Genomic DNA, 15984 nt, shown 5'->3' with positions numbered 1-15984 from the left:
GGAGTGCATGGGGATGAGCTTGACCATGCCGTACGTCTCCGGCGATTCGGCGCTTTGCCGCTTTGCACGCGTAAGCGTTCCGCCGTTTTCGTCAATTCGTGGAAAATCTCCCATTTTGTGAGCGGAATTCGGACTTAGGAGCCGAAAGGGGGCCGCTTGGCGCCATCTAACAGTCTTGGTACTCCCCGTGCTTAGAAAAAACCCAGGTCGTGGCTGCCTAAAAGAGAGCTAGCGGCAAGGCGGGGCTATGTGAGCGCTCCTCCTTGGCTCCTAAGTCCGAATTCCGCTCACAAAAATGAGGGTTTTCTCCGCGGTCGCGTTCGCCGGGGGCTATCTGCCCTCGATAGAGGCCGATTTTTCGGGGCTGCGATCGGTTTTCACCACGAAGCCGAAATAGACCACATGGGCAACCCATACGATCGCCAGCACGATTTGAGCGGCCGGCACGCGCATCATAAGCACGAACCCGATAGCCATGAGCACCGTTACGGGTACGAGGACGGAAAGCTTGGCCTTCGGCGTCATGGAGCGCTTGGTCACGTATCCTTCGAGCACCCGATGGTACACCTTCGTTCCCTTGAACCAATCATTCACGCGCTTGGAGCTGCGCGCGAAGCAGAAGGCGGCGATCAATATGAAGGGGGTGGTGGGCAAGAAGGGCAAGGCCACGCCCAGCATTCCCAGACCGAAGCTGATGAAACCCGCCGCCGCCCAGAGCACGCGGGGCAAGCGTCTTGAAGAAGGTTTTTCGATATCGGCTGCGGGCATACTTCCTCTTCTCGAAGTTGTCAAGAGACGATGCATGCCGTCGGAGCCATGCCCGCCAGCGTGCAATGAGACATGCTATCACAAATAGCAAGGCTTGCCTAACTAGGGACCCCGATTGCAGGAGGGATGCAGGTGGAGGGGAAGCCTTCCGCTTCGCATGGCATGGGATGCTCCCGGCCCGCTTCGACGCGGGCGGCGAAGACCATGGCGCAAGGTTGCAGCATGGTTGAAGAGGCGCGGATACCACGAGCTCCCATGCATCGCGCCTTGCCTGCGTGTCGATTTGGCGGCTTTCCGCGATATGAGGTCGATACACCGTGGATTCCACGGTATTCAACGCATGCGTTGCTATCCGCTACACGCCAGGTTGCCTAATTCGGCGAGATGCTCCACGCGCGCGCCTTCCGTGTAGAGCCGCCAATAGCTGCGCTCGCACTCATCCAGTTTGGCAAAATGCCTCAGCACGCCTCGCGCGCGATGCTGGCATCCGTACACGCGCCAATGCCCGTCCGCCGTGAAGTTCCAGCCCCGATTGCGCGTGTAAGCCGCGACATCGATGGCGGGGTAGCCGAGGAAATGCCCGATCTCGTGCGGGAAATCCCAGAAATCGCATTGACGATCCAGGTTGTCGAACTCCTTTATGCGGCCGCGCAGGAAATCCATGCAGGCTTCGAAGTCGTCGATCTGGTATCCCAATGCCGCCAATCGGGATGCGGCGGCTCCCGTCGAAACGGCTTGCGCCGCCAGTTCTCTGCGGCAGACGTACAGCAGGGCGCTCGTGTCGCGCCATGCAATCACCTCGATGTCCACCCCGTAAGGCGAGAGACGCGCGCCTAGACCGTCCAATGCTTGCTTGAACTCGCCGAGGAGCAGGACTTCAGGCACGAACTCCCGCACCCCATCGTCGGGGTCGGCAGTGTAAGGGCAGCTGAACATGCATGCCGGCTTCATTCCGGCAAGGGTTGGGGCGGCGTAGCGCACGATGTCCCGTTCGAGCAAGGCATCGGCTTCGACGGCGCGCGTGATCTCTTCGATGGGTATTCGACGATCCGCCATGGCCACATCCTTTCGTTGACAGAAGTTAGGGATTCCTAACAGTTTGCGTTCAATTGGATGCTGGGTCAAATCCTATCATGCAATTTCCATGAGAGAGTACAATAGGGGACAACTGGAGAGATTCCGCGGGGAGGGGTTGGCATGGATACCAAGGCGTTTAGGTCGGTGTCGTACGGGTTGTACATCGTGGGCGCGAAAGGTGCGGACGGGAATCGAGCGGGCTGCGTGGTGAATACGTTCGCGCAGGTCACATCGATACCCACCCAGGCGAGCGTCGCAATCAACAAGGAGAACGCCACGTGCGCGGCGGTGCGCGAGTCAGGCCGCTTCACCGTTGCGGTGCTCGACGAGACGGCCACGATGGATCTCATCGGCACGTTCGGGTTCCATACGTCCACAGACACCGACAAGTTCGCTGCCTGCGAATCCGGCGTGGACGGGGAAGGCACACCCTATGTCAGCGAGCATGCCTGCTCCCGGTTCTCGGTCAAGGTGAGCAACACGCTCGACGTGGGGACCCACATCCTGTTCATCGGCACGGTGGAAGAAGCTGAGGTGCTCTCCTCCGAGACGCCGATGACCTATGCGTTCTACCACCAGGTGAAAGGTGGGAAAACGCCGCCGAAGGCCTCTTCATACCAGCCCGATGAGGAAGCCGCCATCCCGGCGGGGGACGCTTCCAAACGCACCGCATGGCGTTGCACCATTTGCGGCCATGTCGAATACGCCGACGAGCTCCCCGACGATTTCATGTGCCCGATCTGCGGGGCGGGCAAGAGCCTGTTCGAGCGCGTCGAACTCTAACGGGACGGGCTCCCTGCGTCTTCCGCGAGGGCCTGGCGGATCGCGTCGGAAACCGCCTGCGCGAGCGCAGGCGAATCATTCAGGGCGGGCACGTAGGTGAAACGCGCCCGCCAGTCGGTTGCGGCAAGGAAACCGTCGCGCAGCTCCTCGGACACTTCCACCAGCGTCTCGATGTTGTCCGCCACGAATCCCGGGCACACGATGGCAACGTCCCCCACGCCTTCGGCCGCGAGTTTCGCGAGCACATCGGTGGTGAAAGGCTGCAGCCATTTGCGGTTGTCGAAACGCGACTGGTAGGAGATCGTCCACTCGTCATCCTCCAGGCCGAGTTCTGCCGCCACGGCAGCCGCGGTCGCTTCATCCTGGTCTCGGTAGGGATCGCCCGCCTCGATATCGGCCATCAGCGTGGAGTGCCAGCTGAAGATGAGCTTGGACTTCGGCTTCGCGCCGGTTTCCCGCTCCGCGTCGGCGAATGCCCTGCCATCGAGCCAGGTCGACCGAATCGAATCCGCGATGCCGCGCACGTAGGCGGGCTGATCGAAGAACTGGGGCACTTCGGTCACGCGAGGGTTCCAGCCTGTGCGGGCGAGCTCTCCCAAACACCGGCGCGCCTCTCCCAGCGACGTGCCCGCGCACACCCGCACGTATTGCGGATACAGGGGGACGAGCACCGCATGGTCGCATCCGGCGTCCGCCAGCGCCTTCAACCCCGCCATGATCGAGGGGTTACCGTAGCGCATAGCGAGCTCAACGCGGTATCGCCCGCCGAACGCGGCGGCGATGCTGTCGCGCTGAGCGAGGGAGATGCGCATGAACGAGGAGCCCTCCGGGGTCCAAACGCGCTCGTAGGCGGGCTTCGTCCTCGCCGGGCGTTTCGGGAGGATGGCGTATTTCAGCACGCGTTTCCAGATGAAGCGCGGCACGTTCACCAAAGCGGGGTCGGAAAGCATCTCCCCCAGGTAGCGCCGTATGGCGTCTTCGGTCGGCGCGTCCGGAGTGCCGGTGTTGATGAGCAGAATGCCGGTTTGGGCCATTCTCAACCTCGTATCTGTGCAATCGCCGTCTCCCGGCGGCTTTCGGTCGGGTATGCAATCAATGGGAACGGGCGCAGCGCGTCCTCCCAAAGGATTCGTTTCGGCGCGGGTTGTCGCCCGGATGGATTATAAGCCAAAGCGCCGCCCGGAGGGATGCCCAAAGGCCGAGCGGGCGCCCCGCCGTGTCGGGCATGCGCTGTCATATCTCATCTCGTCTCGATCGGTCCGATAGAAGTTAGGCAAATCTAACATAGAGGAGGGTTGACGGGAAGCGCATCGGCCGACTCTTCCAAAAAAGGGTAGGCAAGCCGATCCCATAGTGGTACTTTTCGTTAGGTAAAGCTAATGCAAACAGTAAGGAAGATGGAATGTATATCGCAACGGCGAAGATAGATGGAATGATGTGCGGCATGTGCGAGGCCCACGTGAACGATGCCATTCGGGGGAGCCTGCAGGTGGAGAATGTGACATCCTCCCATTCCAAAGGCGAGACGGTGATTTCCTCGCAGCTTCCGATCACCGAGAAGCAGGTGGAGAAGGCGCTCGCCCCGACGGGGTACCGCGTCGTCTCGTTCGCGATTTCCGAAGGAGCGGAGAAAAAGCGCCGGGGGCTTTTCGGACGCCGGAGCGGGTAAAAAGTAGGATAGCCTAATCAGTAGTGATATTCTACGGGTTAGGAAAATCTAACGCGAAAGGCAACCGTATGGATACCGAGACCACCGTTCAGCCGTTCGTCCACATCACGCGGTTGTTCAAAAGCTATGGCACGGGAGATGCCCGGATAGATGTGCTCGACGGCATCGAGGTGGACCTGATGCGTGGCGAGATGTGCGTGCTGCTGGGACCGTCCGGCTCGGGCAAATCGACGTTTCTCAACCTCCTCGGCGGCCTCGAGGCCGCCGACCATGGCAGCATCGTGCTGAACGGGACCGATGTCAGTCGGTTACAGGGGAAGGATCTGGTGGAGTACCGTCGTCGCGAGCTGGGGTTCGTCTTCCAGTTCTACAACCTGCTGCCCGATCTCACCATTCGAGAGAACGTGGAGGTCTGCGGGCATCTGTCGAAGAATCCCCTCCCTGTGGATGAGCTTCTGGACAGCCTGGGCATCCTCGGGCAGGCGAAGAAGTTCCCGCGGCAGGTGTCGGGCGGCCAGCAACAACGATGCGCCATCGCCCGTGCCCTGGTGAAACGGCCGGATCTGCTGCTATGCGACGAGCCGACGGGCGCGCTCGACTACGAGACCTCCCTCGAGGTGCTCGACGTGCTCGAGCGGGTGAACGACCGCTTCGGGTGCACGATGGTCATCGTCACCCACAATGACGCGATTGCGAAGATGTCGCATCGCGTGCTGCGCCTGCATGAGGGGCGCATCTCCCAGAACACCGTGAACGATCACCGCACCCTCGCGCGCGACCTGGTCTGGTAGGCGGGCGCGCCATGGGTTCCCTTCTCAAGCGCATCCCCCGCCAGCTTCGATGGAATGCAGGCAAATACCTGGGGATATTCGTCCTCATCGCCTTCGCCATCGCTTTCATCGGCGGATATCTGACCGCGACCAATTCGATTACGACGATCACCGGTGAGATGTTCTCGAAATACAACGTGGAGCACGGTCGCATCACGGTATCGCACAAGCTCGACGATTCCCAGATCGCCGCCGCGCAAGACGGCGAGTTCAGCTGGATCGACCGCCTGATGCTGTCGATGGCCGATGACAACGTCGACTTCGACGGATACGAGCCTCTGCAGCTGTACGAGCTGTTCTGCCGTGATGCGGTCGCCGTCGTGGAAGATGACCCGGTCGCGTCCGACCATGGCATAACGATGCGCCTGTACAAGAACAGGACCCAGATCGACCTCCCCTCCCTGCGCGAGGGCCGCTTTCCCGAGGCCGCCGACGAGATCGCGATCGATCCGACGTTCGCGGCCAACCACGGACTTCGCGTGGGCGATGGCATCGAGGTGTCGGGCAAGGAGCTTTCCATCACGGGCCTCGCCACCCTTCCCGATTACACCGCGCTGTTCCAGCGGAACACCGATTTCGTGATGGACGACCTCACGTTCTGCGTGGGCATCCTCACGCCGGAGGGGTACGATTCGTTCGCGGACGTGCCGCAGGTCTACACGTACGGTTTCCGATTCCAATCCGCCGATTTGGAGCTTTCCGACCGCATCGCCGCAGAGAAGAGCCTCGCCCGCGTCCTGGTGCTGGGCGGGGCGACGGTCACGGACCTGATCGACATGAAGGACAACCAGGGCATCTCCTTCGCCATCGATGACGTCGAAGGCGACGCCCTCATGTACCGCGTGTTCTACTATCTGATCATCGTCATCATGGCGTTCATCTTCGTGGTCATCACCAATGCGACCATCGAGGAGGAATCGTCCACCATCGGCACGCTGCTTGCCAGCGGATACCGGAAGGGCGAGCTGCTGCGCCATTACCTGATACTGCCGATGATCGTGGCCATCGCCGCGGCCATCGTGGGCAACCTGGGCATACAGCGGGTTTTCGTCGACTGGACGCGATCCATGTACTACAAATCATACAGCCTTCCGCTGTTCGAGCTGCATGTCAATCCAGCTGATTTCGCTGCCGTCACGATCGTCCCGCTGATCATGCTTTTCGCGATCACATCCATCGGCTTGGCGCGGAAGATGCGCTGCACGCCGCTCGCCTTCCTCCGCCACGAGACGGGCCGTGCGCGGCGGGGGCGCGGCGTCTCGCTTCCGGCGGCGTGGCCTTTCAAAACCCGGTTCCGCCTGCGCATCCTGCTGAGCAATCTGGGGAGCGTCATCACGATCTTCCTGGGCATCGTCATATCGGGCACGATACTGCTGTTCGGAGTGGGCCTGCTCCCCCTCGTCGACTCCATCGCCGGGGATATGGCGGACTCGCTTCCCGCCGGCCATGTGTATACGCTGAAGAGCCAGGTGGAGTTGGCGGACCAGGATTCCGGCGTCGCAAGCCAGGCGGAGAAGGTGGAGCTCGTCTCGCTGGAGACGGAGAAGAAATGGGGTTTCGGACCCATGAAGGTGACGGTGTACGGCGTCGAGCCGAACAGCCTGTACTGGGGTGATGTGAACGTGCCGGGCGAGGGCGTCGTCCTGGGGGCCGGCCTTGCCGACAAGATAGGGGCGCACCCCGGTGACACCATCATGTTCGATGATCCCTACGAGGGCGAATCATACAAAACGCGGGTGGAGTCCGTGTACGGAACGCAGGCCGATGCGAACGTGTATGCGAACCGCGCATACCTCAACACGCTGGTGAAAAACGATGCGGATGCATTCAACGGCTGGGCCAGCGACGCGGAACTTCATTTCGATGCGAAGGACGTGGCCAGCGTCCTCACTCCGGCCGAGATGAAGAAGATCGCCGACCAGCTGGAAGTATCCATGGGCGACGTCGCGAAGATGATGATCGTTGCCGCCATCCTCATATTCGTCGTGGTCATCTACCTCCTCTCGAAGACCATCATGGAGCGGAGCAGCCGCGCGGCGTCCCAGCTGAAGGTGTTCGGCTACCGGGACTCCGAGCTGTCGCTCCTGTACGTCCGCTCGCTCACCATCGCGGTCGTTATCTCGTTGGCGGTCTCGGTTCCCGTGATCTGGGTGCTTTTGGACATCGTGTTCCAATACGCGCTCATGAGCTACGACATCACCTTCGGCCTCGCGGTCCCCTTCCGGGTGTTCGTGGAATATTGGGCGCTCGGGTTGGCATCGTATGCGGTCGTCGCGCTGCTCAACCGGATCCACCTGCGCCGGGTGCCGCTCGCGTTGGCGCTCAAGGCGCAGGAGTAGGCGCGAAGGGGTTGCCGTTCGGAAGGGTGAACTAATCTTTGCCCAGATGAGAGGCTAAAACAGCTGAATGGGCTATTGCCCGCCCTTTTGGAGTTGAAGCGTTTTTGGGCGGCATGCAATACTCGATGCAACGGAGAACCCGGCAGGTTCGATGGGTGAAGATCGAAGAGCGGCTTCGGCCGTGTGAGAGAGAGGGTTGGCATGGGTTTGCATATTTGGGGTCGAGTGGGCCTGTTCGTGGGAGGCATGGCGGCAACGTGCGTGCTGAAGGCGGCTTCGAAGTCGGAGGGCGTCCGCGATACCGCCGTCAAGGGCGTGGCCGGCGTGCTCAAGGCGAACGACCGCGTGCAGGAGTACACCCAGAGCGTCATGGACGATGCGGAGGACCTGCGCGCCGAAGGTGCGCGCGAGCGCCGCATCCAGGCGGGCGTCGAAGAGCGGCTCGCGGCGATGGAGGATGACATCCGCGCGGAGGTCACCGCCGAGGTCGACGGCGTCGCGAAGGACGCCAAGGCGGAGTAGGACACCGCGTTTTCGAGGGGCATCGAGCGGGACGGTGCGCGCTTGGCGTGCCGTCCTGCTCCGTTTAGGAGGCAGTTCAAGATGCGCTACACCATCAAGCAGGATATCCCGGGCCGTCTGCGGCTGCGCTGCGGGGGCGGCATCATGGATGTCGCGGAGGCGAACGGCATCGCCGAGCAGCTGCGCCAAGTTCCGCAGGTCCTCCAAGTGCAAGCCCGTTCGACGAACGGTAGCGTCCTGGTGATGTACAAGGCGGGCGATGGGGAAGCGCGAGCCCGCGTGCTGCAGACGATGGATGGACTCAGGGTCCTGGATCTTCCGCGCTCCGAAGGGAGCGCGGAACTTGACATGCCGCGGGAAAACGCCCGCTTCGTCCGCCGCCTGCTGATCATGCTCGCCGGCCGCTACGCGCGGCGCATGTTCCTTCCCTACCCGCTGCAGGTCGCCTGGGTGGTCGCGCAATCGGCGCGCTTCATCGCCAAGGGCCTCGCGCAGCTATTGCGCGGGCGTCTGACCATCGAGGTCCTCGATGCCACGGCCATCGCCGCGGCAATGCTCCAGCGCGATTTCAAGAGCGCCGCCACCGTGATGCTGCTGCTGAGGATTTCCGAGCTGATGGAAGAGCATGTGAACGCCCGCACGCGCATCGCCCTGCAGGAGAGCCTGCTCGTGCGCGCCGAGACCGTTTGGGGTGTCGACGATGAGGGCAACGATTTCGCCATGAACATGGACGATGTGGAGATCGGTCAGCTGCTGCGCGTGCGCATGGGCGCGAGCCTTCCGGTCGACGGTACCGTGGTGGAAGGCGAAGGCGAGGTCAACGAGGCCAGCATGACCGGGGAGAGCGCCCTGGTCCACAAGCGCCCAGGGAGCACCGTGTTCGCGGGGACGGTCGCGGAGGACGGCGACATGGTCATCCGCACCGAGGCCCTTCCCGGGGCAAGCCGCATCGACCATATCGTGCGCATGGTGGAGGAGAGCCAGGAGCTGAAAGCGGGGGTCCAAAGCCGCGCGGAGCATCTGGCGGACAGCCTGGTGCCGTTCAGCTTCCTCGGATTCTTCGCCGTGCTCGCCCTCACGCGCAACATCATGAAGGCGACGAGCGTGCTGATGGTCGATTACAGCTGCGCCATCAAGCTTTCCATGCCGGTTGCCGTCATGAGCGCCATGCGCGAGGCGAGCAACCGGGGCATCATCATCAAGGGCGGGAAATACCTCGAGGCGCTGGCCGATGCCGACGTGGTCGTGTTCGACAAGACGGGGACGCTCACCGAAGCCGCTCCGAAGGTGGAGAAGATCATCGTATGCGATGCCGGGGACGACGAAGCCGATCTGCTCCGCACGGCGGCATGCCTGGAAGAGCACTATCCGCACAGCCTGGCGCGCGCCGTGGTCCAGGAGGCGATCGATCGCGGCATCCGCCATGCGGAGGAGAACCACGAAGAGGTCGAGTACATCGTGGCGCACGGCATCGCCAGCAAGGTGGACGGCAAGCGCGTGCTCTTGGGAAGCGCCCACTTCATCTTCGACGATAACGGCATCGAGAAGCCCGAGGGCATTTCCGAGCGTTTGGAGCGCGAGGCGCCCACGGCGAGCACCATCTTCATGGCGGTGGACGAAACGCTGCGCTGCGTGCTGTGCATCGCCGACCCCGTCCGCAGCTCGGCGACGCGCACCATACGGCGCCTGCACGAGCTGGGCATCGGCAAGGTCGTCATGCTGACGGGCGACTCCGAGATCTGCGCGCGCACCATCGCCGCGCAGGTGGGCATCGACGAATACCGCTCCCAGGTCCTGCCGGAAGACAAGGCGGTGTACGTCGAGGGGCTGAAGCGCGCCGGCCGCAAGGTCATCATGGTGGGGGACGGCATCAACGATTCCCCGGCGCTGGCTGCTGCCGACGTGAGCGTCGCCCTCAACGATGCCAGCGATATCGCGCGCGCCGTCGCGGATGTGAGCGTGCAGAACGCGCATCTGGATTCGCTGATCACCATGAGGCGGCTGGCGACGGCGCTCATGGCGCGGATCAACGCCGATTACCGCCTGATCGTCGGTTTCAACACGGCCCTCATCGTGCTGGGCGTGGCGGGGGTAATCGCCCCGACGGTGGGCGCGTTCGCCCACAACATCAGCACGGTGGGCATCACGGCGGCGAACACGGTCCCGCTGCTCCCCGAAGATTCCCGAGCATAGGAAGGAACGATCGACCATGAGGAACAAATTCAGCAAGCCCATGAAGCTGCACCGCTTCTTCGCGTACGCCTCCGTCGTGTGCATGGTGCTGTGCATGTACACGGGGTACAATCGCAACTGAGGGTCTGAACATTTCCGGGGCATCGTGAAGGAGAGGCCGATGCCCAGCTCGAAGCGCCGAGGCGATTGTGCCCCGGCGCTTCCCGTTTGTTGGCGCACTGCATCCGTTGAGGGGGTTTAACCCGGGGTTACAGGGGGTTTTAACCGTGCTAACCCCTTCCAGCGCGCGGAAGGACGCGCGTACTCTTTCCCTGCACGGCGGGACATGGGAAGGAGAATGTATGTCGCGTACAGGTAAATCGGGCGCCCGTAGGGAATCGTTTTCACGACCACCGTGCATGCCGTGTAGATGAGCACGGCAGACATCAGGGCGACGATCGTTTTCCTCGAGGGGGTGTCGACTGCCGGTTTGGCGGGGCGTTCGAAGGGGTCGTGCCCGCGGAGGGTCTCGTTGCATCGACGCAGCCCCATCCATGAGAGCGCGACGCATGTCAGCAGCGTGACCGCATAGCCGAATTCGTCCATGCAGAGCATGAGCGCGTTGACGGGCAGGACGAGCGCCGCATCCATGGCAAGATAGAACATCGCGCGGCTGAGCGAGACGCGCGAGAGGTATTCGCACCAGAGGATGGCGAACAGTGCGCACCCCGCGGCGGCGAGGACCGTTCCTGATCCGAAGAGCCCGGCGGTAGCCGCATCGCCGAGGCCGGACACCGAAGGCGCGGCAACGAGGGGACCGCCTGGGAGCGGAGCCACGTGCCCGCTCATGCCGAACAGCCCCACTAGGGGAGCGGCGATGACGAACGTTCCCGCGAACAGAAGCCCAAAGGCGATCCGCCCCGCAATGGGCGCAACCGCAACGAGGGAATATGCCGAAGGTTCCGGGCCGATCGCCCCTCACAGTTCGAGCAGTGCGAGCGCGTCTTTCGGCGTAAGGGTCGCGACGGGCGCGTGCTCGATGAGCCTTTCATCGCTGGTGACCAGCTGCGTGACATGTGCCCGATTCGCAGCTGCGAAGATCAGATTGTCTTCCAGGTCGTTGTGCAGGCAGCGGTATTTCTGCGCGAGCCACACATCGCTACTATCGCATCCGACCGCGGTTGCAAGCTCGTCCATGTTCTCCACCACGCTCCATGCGGTTTCGGTCGCGTTGCGTGCGTCTTCTTCCGTCAATGTTCCGTGCGCGTTGCGCGCGTCCCGTTTCAGCGCCCATGCCGCCTGGTAGAACACATCCTTGGTGCTTGGACTGGCGTAGAAGAGCGGAACCTGCAATTCGTAGGCGCGCGTGAGAGCGGCCGTGGCGACTTCATGATCACGACGGTTGTCGAAGAAATGGTCGAGCCAGACATTGGTGTCGATAAGGAACGACAGGCCCGATCGTCTCATTGCCGCTCCTCTTCGAACTCTTCATCATAGAGGCGGTCGCGAATGTCCTTCCAATCGGCGGTCGCGAAGAACGGATCCAGGGCGGGTGTGATCCCCAATCGCTCATATGCTTCCGGAATGATTCGAAGGCCCTTTTCGACCACGGCTCGCCGACGCAGCTGGTCTTCGAGCTCCTTGGGGGTTTCCGCCGCCTCGTCTTCCAACAGCTGGCGGAGGAAGGCGGTATCCGTGCGGTGGGCGGCGGCTTTTTCCCAGATGGCACGCACGGCGGCAGAAGGGGAGTATCCGATGGCCGCAAGGGCCTCGTCGCCTTTGCGCTTGGTTTCGATGTCGATGCGCACGTTCATTTGGGTCGAGCGTGGTTTTTCGGTTCTCGCTTCTAGCATAATCGATCTCTCCTTCTGCTGATATACAGTATAGCATCAATTTGAGACGACTCGATTCGCACAACTCAATTCACGAAGGCATGAGAGCTGCAAAACCCGCTGTCCATATAGTTCTTTCTTTCAATAAAAAAATTGCATGCAATATAATAGTGTGTTATATTAAATCCATCGCATTTTTGAGACCGATTGGAGAATTACATGAGCATCTACGATTTCGACGTTGAAAAGCAGGACGGCAGCACGGTTTCCCTGGGGGAATACGAGGGCAAGGTCCTGCTCATCGTGAACACCGCGACGGGTTGCGGGTTCACCCCCCAATACGAGGACCTCGAGAAGCTGTATGCGGATGAGCGCGCCAACGGCTTCGAGATCCTCGACTTCCCCTGCAACCAGTTTGCCAACCAGGCACCCGGAACCGATGAGGAGATCCACCAATTCTGCACGCTGAAATTCGGCACGGAGTTCCCCCAATTCAAGAAGATCGAGGTGAACGGCCCTGCCGCGTCGCCCCTGTTCGCCGACCTCGCCACCAAGTTCCTGTTCGAGGGCTTCGGCAAGGGCGTGAAGGCGATGGCGATGAACAAGGTCGCGAAGTCGGTCGACAAGGAGTACGGGGACAAGGCGTACATCAAGTGGAATTCCACCAAATTCCTGATCAACCGCGAGGGCGAAGTCGTCGCACGTTTCGAGCCCACCGCCAAGATGGAAGACGTCGCAGCTGCCGTGAAGGCGCTGCTCTAGGAAGCGATCGGGCGGGTCGCGACTTCGTGCCCCGCTGACGTTTGGAGGATCCCATGCAACAGCTGAACCCACTGGCCCTCGACAACCAGCTCTGCTTTCCCCTCTACGCGGCATCGAAGGAGATCGTGCGTCGTTACGGGCCGCTGCTGGATAAGATCGGGCTCACGTATACGCAGTACATCGCGATGATGGTGCTGTGGGAGGACAAGAACGTATCGGTGAAGCAGCTCGGAGAGCGCTTGCATCTCGATTCGGGCACGCTGACCCCGCTGCTGAAGAAGCTTGAGGCGAAAGGCCTGGTGACGCGTACGCGCAGCACCGAAGATGAGCGCCGGGTGGACATCTCGCTCACGCAGGAGGGGAAAGATCTTCGGAGCCGGGCGCTATCGGTGCCGGGGAGCATGGCGAAATGCGTCCCGCTGGAAATGGAGGACGCGCTTGCCTTGCGGGACCTGCTGAACAAGCTTTTGCGCAACATGGAAGAGGAATAGCCCATGGAAGAAAAGGCCCAGATCGGATCGCGCGATACGGGGATCATCCGCACCAGCATCGTCGGCATCGTGGCGAACGTGCTGCTCGCGGCGTTCAAGGCGGCGGTCGGCGCGCTTTCCAACTCTATCGCCATCGTACTCGATGCCGTCAACAACCTTTCCGATGCGTTCTCCTCGGTGATCACCATCGTCAGCACGAAGCTTGCGGGACGGCGCCCGACGAAGAAGTATCCGTTCGGATTCGGCCGGGTCGAGTACATGACCACGATCATCATCGGCGTGATCGTGCTCTTCGCCGGCTTCGAAAGCCTGCAGGAGTCGGTGAACCGCATCCTCGATCCCGAAGTCGCCAACTACGATGCGATCACGCTCGCCATTGTCGCGGTCGCCGTCGTGGCGAAAATCATCCTCGGCAGATACACCAAGTCGAAGGGGGAGGAGTATGCAAGCGATTCGCTCGTCGCCAGCGGCACCGACGCCACGATGGATTCCGTCATCTCCGCCTCCACGTTGGCCGCGGCGTTCATCTTCATATTCTCCGGCATCAGCCTGGAAGCGTGGCTCGGCGCCGTCATCTCGATCTTCATCATTAAAGCGGGCGTCGATATCCTGCGTGAGGCGATTGGGAAGGTCCTGGGGGAACGCGTGAGCGCGGAAACATCCCGTGCGGTGCGCGAGGTCGTGGAATCCGAACCCGGCGTGCTGGGGGCGTACGACCTGATCCTGAACGATTATGGGCCCGACAGGCTGATGGGCAGCGTGCACATCGAGGTTGCCGAAGGCATGGCTGCGAGTGCGATCGATCAGCTGACCAGGCGTATCCAGAAAGATGTCCACGAGAAGACCGACGTTTTGCTGCACACGGTGGGCGTGTATTCCGTCAACGCCGACAAGACGCAGGTGGCGGGTGCCATGCGTGCGCGCCTGGACGAGATCGCCCGGGCGGACGAGAACATCCTGCAGGTGCACGGCCTGTACGTGGACGAGGGCGCCCGGATCGCAACGTTCGATGCGGTGGTGGGATTCGATGCGGATGACCGCCATGCCGTGCTCGAATCGGCTGTGGATCAGATGAGGCGGGCGTTTCCCGGGTATGCCTTCTACGCTGCCCTCGATTCCGATATCACCGACTAGGGTTCGGTTGTGGTTGGGGCGGTTCGCGAAGCCGGATGCGGGTGCGCGGATGCTCGAATAGGCACGATGATGATCTCGATATCATCATCGCACGAGAGCAACGATTCGATGCACGTGTCCAAATATGCCGCCGGAATGCTCCGGCTTATCGGGCGTTTCCCGCATCGGAGGGCGGGATCCTACCCTCGGTGCGCCGGCTTCGCGGATTGCCGGCTTCTCGAAAGCCTGCGGGCCTCCGAAAGCCTGCGGGCCCGATCCGTGCAGTGTTAGAATCGAAGCATGCAGAAACGCTTCGAAAACATCCATGAACTGGTGGATTCTTTTGCAACCGACCGAGCCTGCGACCCCGCATTCTTATATGCAGAGGGCGGCCGGGTATCCCAGCTCTCAAGGCGCGAATATCGAGAGAGGATCCTGGCCCGGTCATCTGAGATCGAACGAGCGGAGGGCTCGCCGAGCGCACCGGTTGCGCTTCGCGAATCGAAGACGGTTGGATTCGCGGTCGAAGCGATCGCCCGCCTGCATGCCGGCAGCGATATCGTTCTCATTCCGGAAGACAGGCCGTTGCCCGCAGGCAAGTTGTCGCCGCACGCCATTCCGCATGCGCATTCCGGCGATGCAGAGGCGGAAGGACGGGCGGTTTTCTTCACATCGGGCACGACTTCCGCTTCCAAGGGAGTGGTCTTGTCCTCCAAGGCGCTGCTCTCCGCGTGCTTCGCCGGGCAATCCCTGGCTGGTTTGGGCCCCGAGGATGTTCTTCTTTCGCTGCTGCCCTTCTCGCATGTGTTCGGATTCGTGTGCTCGCTCCTCTGGGGTCTCGCGTATGGAAGCGCCGTCGCCTTGAGCAGGGGAGTGCACGAGATGTTCAAAGACGCCGATTTCTTCCACGCCACGGTTCTTTCCGCGGTTCCGCGCATGCTGGAGGTCATGGCCCGGGCGAACGCGCTGGGTTCCGACATGCGCCTGATCGTCGTCGGCGCGGCGCCATGTCCCCCGACTCTTCTGGAATCGATCGAATCGCGGGGGATCGAGGTGCATGCGGGATACGGCCTGACGGAAACCGCCAGCGGCATCGCCCTGCATACGAAGTCGCCGGACCCCGTCGCCTACACGCCCTGCCCGGGTTGCGATATTCGCATCGAGCCCGATGGGGAGATTTCCGTTTCCTGCGGCAGCCTGATGGAAGGGTATTGCGAAGCGGGGGAGATAGTCGCCGGGGATATTCGCGCAGGAAGGTTGCATACCGGCGACCTGGGCTATCTGGACGGAAACGGCGATTTGCACGTGACCGGCAGGAAGAAAGAGGTATTGGTGCTCGGGAATGGCACGAAGGTGTTCCTTCCCGAAGAGGAGGAAGAGCTCGCCCAGGCATGCGGCACTCCGGATTTAGCGATGGTGCTGCGCGGCGGAAGGTTGTCGATCGTACTCGGAACGCCCCTTCCCGGCCAGCTTATCGAAGCTGGCATAAAGGCTCTGGTGGAGGAGATAAACGGGGGAAGGCGGAGGGACGAGCAGATCACCGACGTCATGTTCCACCACGGCCCGCTGCCCCGCACCGAAACGGGGAAGATCAAAAGGTATCTGCTTGGAAATGAGGCAAGATAG

At 61.8% G+C, this 15984-nt stretch carries 17 protein-coding genes; 11 read left to right on the top strand and 6 right to left on the bottom strand.

What is annotated here, in order from left to right:
* Window positions 1-330: 330 nt before the first annotated feature.
* Together NOV21_RS00770 and NOV21_RS00765 are read right to left on the bottom strand one after the other, a co-directional pair.
* Complete coding sequence (locus NOV21_RS00770; RefSeq protein WP_283169738.1) at window positions 331-768, bottom strand: YbaN family protein; 438 nt, start codon at window positions 766-768, stop codon at window positions 331-333.
* 348 nt (window positions 769-1116) lie between these two features.
* Window positions 1117-1824: a DUF3793 family protein gene (locus NOV21_RS00765; protein ID WP_283169737.1), complete on the bottom strand. Its 708-nt coding sequence runs from the start codon at window positions 1822-1824 to the stop codon at window positions 1117-1119.
* Window positions 1825-1965: 141 nt separating this feature from the next.
* On the opposite strand from NOV21_RS00765, the gene NOV21_RS00760 reads away from it, so the two are divergent.
* Window positions 1966-2628: a flavin reductase gene (locus NOV21_RS00760; RefSeq protein ID WP_283169736.1), complete on the top strand. Its 663-nt coding sequence runs from the start codon at window positions 1966-1968 to the stop codon at window positions 2626-2628.
* Here NOV21_RS00760 and hemH read toward each other — a convergent pair.
* A complete protein-coding gene (gene hemH, locus NOV21_RS00755; protein ID WP_283169735.1) occupies window positions 2625-3662 on the bottom strand; it encodes a ferrochelatase in 1038 nt (345 codons plus the stop codon). The two genes, NOV21_RS00760 and hemH, sit on opposite strands and share 4 nt — an antisense overlap.
* 368 nt (window positions 3663-4030) lie before the next feature.
* On the opposite strand from hemH, the gene NOV21_RS00750 reads away from it, so the two are divergent.
* From NOV21_RS00750 to NOV21_RS11420, 6 genes are all read left to right on the top strand, one after another.
* A complete protein-coding gene (locus tag NOV21_RS00750; protein ID WP_283169734.1) occupies window positions 4031-4297 on the top strand; it encodes a heavy-metal-associated domain-containing protein in 267 nt (88 codons plus the stop codon).
* Between the two features lie 68 nt (window positions 4298-4365).
* Window positions 4366-5088: an ABC transporter ATP-binding protein gene (locus NOV21_RS00745; RefSeq protein ID WP_283169733.1), complete on the top strand. Its 723-nt coding sequence runs from the start codon at window positions 4366-4368 to the stop codon at window positions 5086-5088.
* Window positions 5089-5099: 11 nt separating this feature from the next.
* Entirely contained in the window at window positions 5100-7466 is a 2367-nt protein-coding gene (locus tag NOV21_RS00740; protein WP_283169732.1) for an ABC transporter permease, read from the top strand.
* Window positions 7467-7667: 201 nt separating this feature from the next.
* Entirely contained in the window at window positions 7668-7988 is a 321-nt protein-coding gene (locus NOV21_RS00735) for a hypothetical protein (protein WP_283169731.1), read from the top strand.
* 81 nt (window positions 7989-8069) lie between these two features.
* A complete protein-coding gene (locus NOV21_RS00730; RefSeq protein ID WP_283169730.1) occupies window positions 8070-10181 on the top strand; it encodes a heavy metal translocating P-type ATPase in 2112 nt (703 codons plus the stop codon).
* 16 nt (window positions 10182-10197) lie between these two features.
* Window positions 10198-10302, top strand: coding sequence for a DUF6219 family protein (locus tag NOV21_RS11420; protein WP_487277363.1), 105 nt, complete (start codon window positions 10198-10200; stop codon window positions 10300-10302).
* 116 nt (window positions 10303-10418) lie between these two features.
* Here the strand turns inward: NOV21_RS11420 and NOV21_RS00725 are convergent, their stop codons facing one another.
* The 3 genes from NOV21_RS00725 to NOV21_RS00715 form a co-directional block, all read right to left on the bottom strand.
* On the bottom strand, window positions 10419-11009 hold the full coding sequence (locus NOV21_RS00725; RefSeq protein WP_283169729.1) for a hypothetical protein: 591 nt from the start codon (window positions 11007-11009) through the stop codon (window positions 10419-10421).
* Window positions 11010-11138: 129 nt separating this feature from the next.
* Window positions 11139-11627: a type II toxin-antitoxin system VapC family toxin gene (locus NOV21_RS00720; RefSeq protein ID WP_283169728.1), complete on the bottom strand. Its 489-nt coding sequence runs from the start codon at window positions 11625-11627 to the stop codon at window positions 11139-11141.
* A complete protein-coding gene (locus NOV21_RS00715) occupies window positions 11624-12013 on the bottom strand; it encodes a hypothetical protein (protein WP_283169727.1) in 390 nt (129 codons plus the stop codon). The genes NOV21_RS00720 and NOV21_RS00715 overlap by 4 nt, the downstream gene beginning before the upstream one ends.
* A gap of 198 nt (window positions 12014-12211) precedes the next feature.
* Here NOV21_RS00715 and NOV21_RS00710 point away from each other — a divergent pair, with 198 nt between their 5' ends.
* The 4 genes from NOV21_RS00710 to NOV21_RS00695 all read left to right on the top strand — a co-directional run bounded on the left by NOV21_RS00710 (window position 12212) and on the right by NOV21_RS00695 (window position 15984).
* The gene (locus NOV21_RS00710) at window positions 12212-12754 is read left to right on the top strand and encodes a glutathione peroxidase (RefSeq protein WP_283169726.1); all 543 of its coding nucleotides are present in this window, start codon (window positions 12212-12214) and stop codon (window positions 12752-12754) included.
* A 53-nt stretch (window positions 12755-12807) separates the two neighbouring features.
* Window positions 12808-13245, top strand: a complete 438-nt coding sequence (locus tag NOV21_RS00705; protein WP_283169725.1) for a MarR family winged helix-turn-helix transcriptional regulator — start codon at window positions 12808-12810, stop codon at window positions 13243-13245.
* 3 nt (window positions 13246-13248) lie between these two features.
* Window positions 13249-14379, top strand: a complete 1131-nt coding sequence (locus NOV21_RS00700; RefSeq protein ID WP_283169724.1) for a cation diffusion facilitator family transporter — start codon at window positions 13249-13251, stop codon at window positions 14377-14379.
* A 279-nt stretch (window positions 14380-14658) separates the two neighbouring features.
* Window positions 14659-15984, top strand: coding sequence for a class I adenylate-forming enzyme family protein (locus NOV21_RS00695; protein ID WP_283169723.1), 1326 nt, complete (start codon window positions 14659-14661; stop codon window positions 15982-15984).

It is taken from the genome of Curtanaerobium respiraculi (genome assembly GCF_024609215.1).
Classification (GTDB): domain Bacteria; phylum Actinomycetota; class Coriobacteriia; order Coriobacteriales; family Eggerthellaceae; genus Curtanaerobium; species Curtanaerobium respiraculi.
Note: the sequence above shows the minus strand (reverse complement) of the source record. Positions and strands in the feature narration are given on the sequence as shown.

What these genes read in the sequence shown, in the direction of transcription:
- hemH (WP_283169735.1), bottom strand. Translation starts at nt 3,662, where the DNA reads ATGGCCCAAACCGGCATTCTGCTCATCAACACCGGCACTCCGGACGCG.
- NOV21_RS00765 (WP_283169737.1), bottom strand. Translation starts at nt 1,824, where the DNA reads ATGGCGGATCGTCGAATACCCATCGAAGAGATCACGCGCGCCGTCGAA.
- NOV21_RS00715 (WP_283169727.1), bottom strand. Translation starts at nt 12,013, where the DNA reads ATGCTAGAAGCGAGAACCGAAAAACCACGCTCGACCCAAATGAACGTG.
- NOV21_RS00705 (WP_283169725.1), top strand. Translation starts at nt 12,808, where the DNA reads ATGCAACAGCTGAACCCACTGGCCCTCGACAACCAGCTCTGCTTTCCC.
- NOV21_RS00730 (WP_283169730.1), top strand. Translation starts at nt 8,070, where the DNA reads ATGCGCTACACCATCAAGCAGGATATCCCGGGCCGTCTGCGGCTGCGC.
- NOV21_RS00760 (WP_283169736.1), top strand. Translation starts at nt 1,966, where the DNA reads ATGGATACCAAGGCGTTTAGGTCGGTGTCGTACGGGTTGTACATCGTG.
- NOV21_RS00745 (WP_283169733.1), top strand. Translation starts at nt 4,366, where the DNA reads ATGGATACCGAGACCACCGTTCAGCCGTTCGTCCACATCACGCGGTTG.
- NOV21_RS00700 (WP_283169724.1), top strand. Translation starts at nt 13,249, where the DNA reads ATGGAAGAAAAGGCCCAGATCGGATCGCGCGATACGGGGATCATCCGC.
- NOV21_RS00725 (WP_283169729.1), bottom strand. Translation starts at nt 11,009, where the DNA reads ATGAGCGGGCACGTGGCTCCGCTCCCAGGCGGTCCCCTCGTTGCCGCG.
- NOV21_RS00740 (WP_283169732.1), top strand. Translation starts at nt 5,100, where the DNA reads ATGGGTTCCCTTCTCAAGCGCATCCCCCGCCAGCTTCGATGGAATGCA.
- NOV21_RS11420 (WP_487277363.1), top strand. Translation starts at nt 10,198, where the DNA reads ATGAGGAACAAATTCAGCAAGCCCATGAAGCTGCACCGCTTCTTCGCG.
- NOV21_RS00735 (WP_283169731.1), top strand. Translation starts at nt 7,668, where the DNA reads ATGGGTTTGCATATTTGGGGTCGAGTGGGCCTGTTCGTGGGAGGCATG.
- NOV21_RS00720 (WP_283169728.1), bottom strand. Translation starts at nt 11,627, where the DNA reads ATGAGACGATCGGGCCTGTCGTTCCTTATCGACACCAATGTCTGGCTC.
- NOV21_RS00750 (WP_283169734.1), top strand. Translation starts at nt 4,031, where the DNA reads ATGTATATCGCAACGGCGAAGATAGATGGAATGATGTGCGGCATGTGC.
- NOV21_RS00710 (WP_283169726.1), top strand. Translation starts at nt 12,212, where the DNA reads ATGAGCATCTACGATTTCGACGTTGAAAAGCAGGACGGCAGCACGGTT.
- NOV21_RS00770 (WP_283169738.1), bottom strand. Translation starts at nt 768, where the DNA reads ATGCCCGCAGCCGATATCGAAAAACCTTCTTCAAGACGCTTGCCCCGC.
- NOV21_RS00695 (WP_283169723.1), top strand. Translation starts at nt 14,659, where the DNA reads ATGCAGAAACGCTTCGAAAACATCCATGAACTGGTGGATTCTTTTGCA.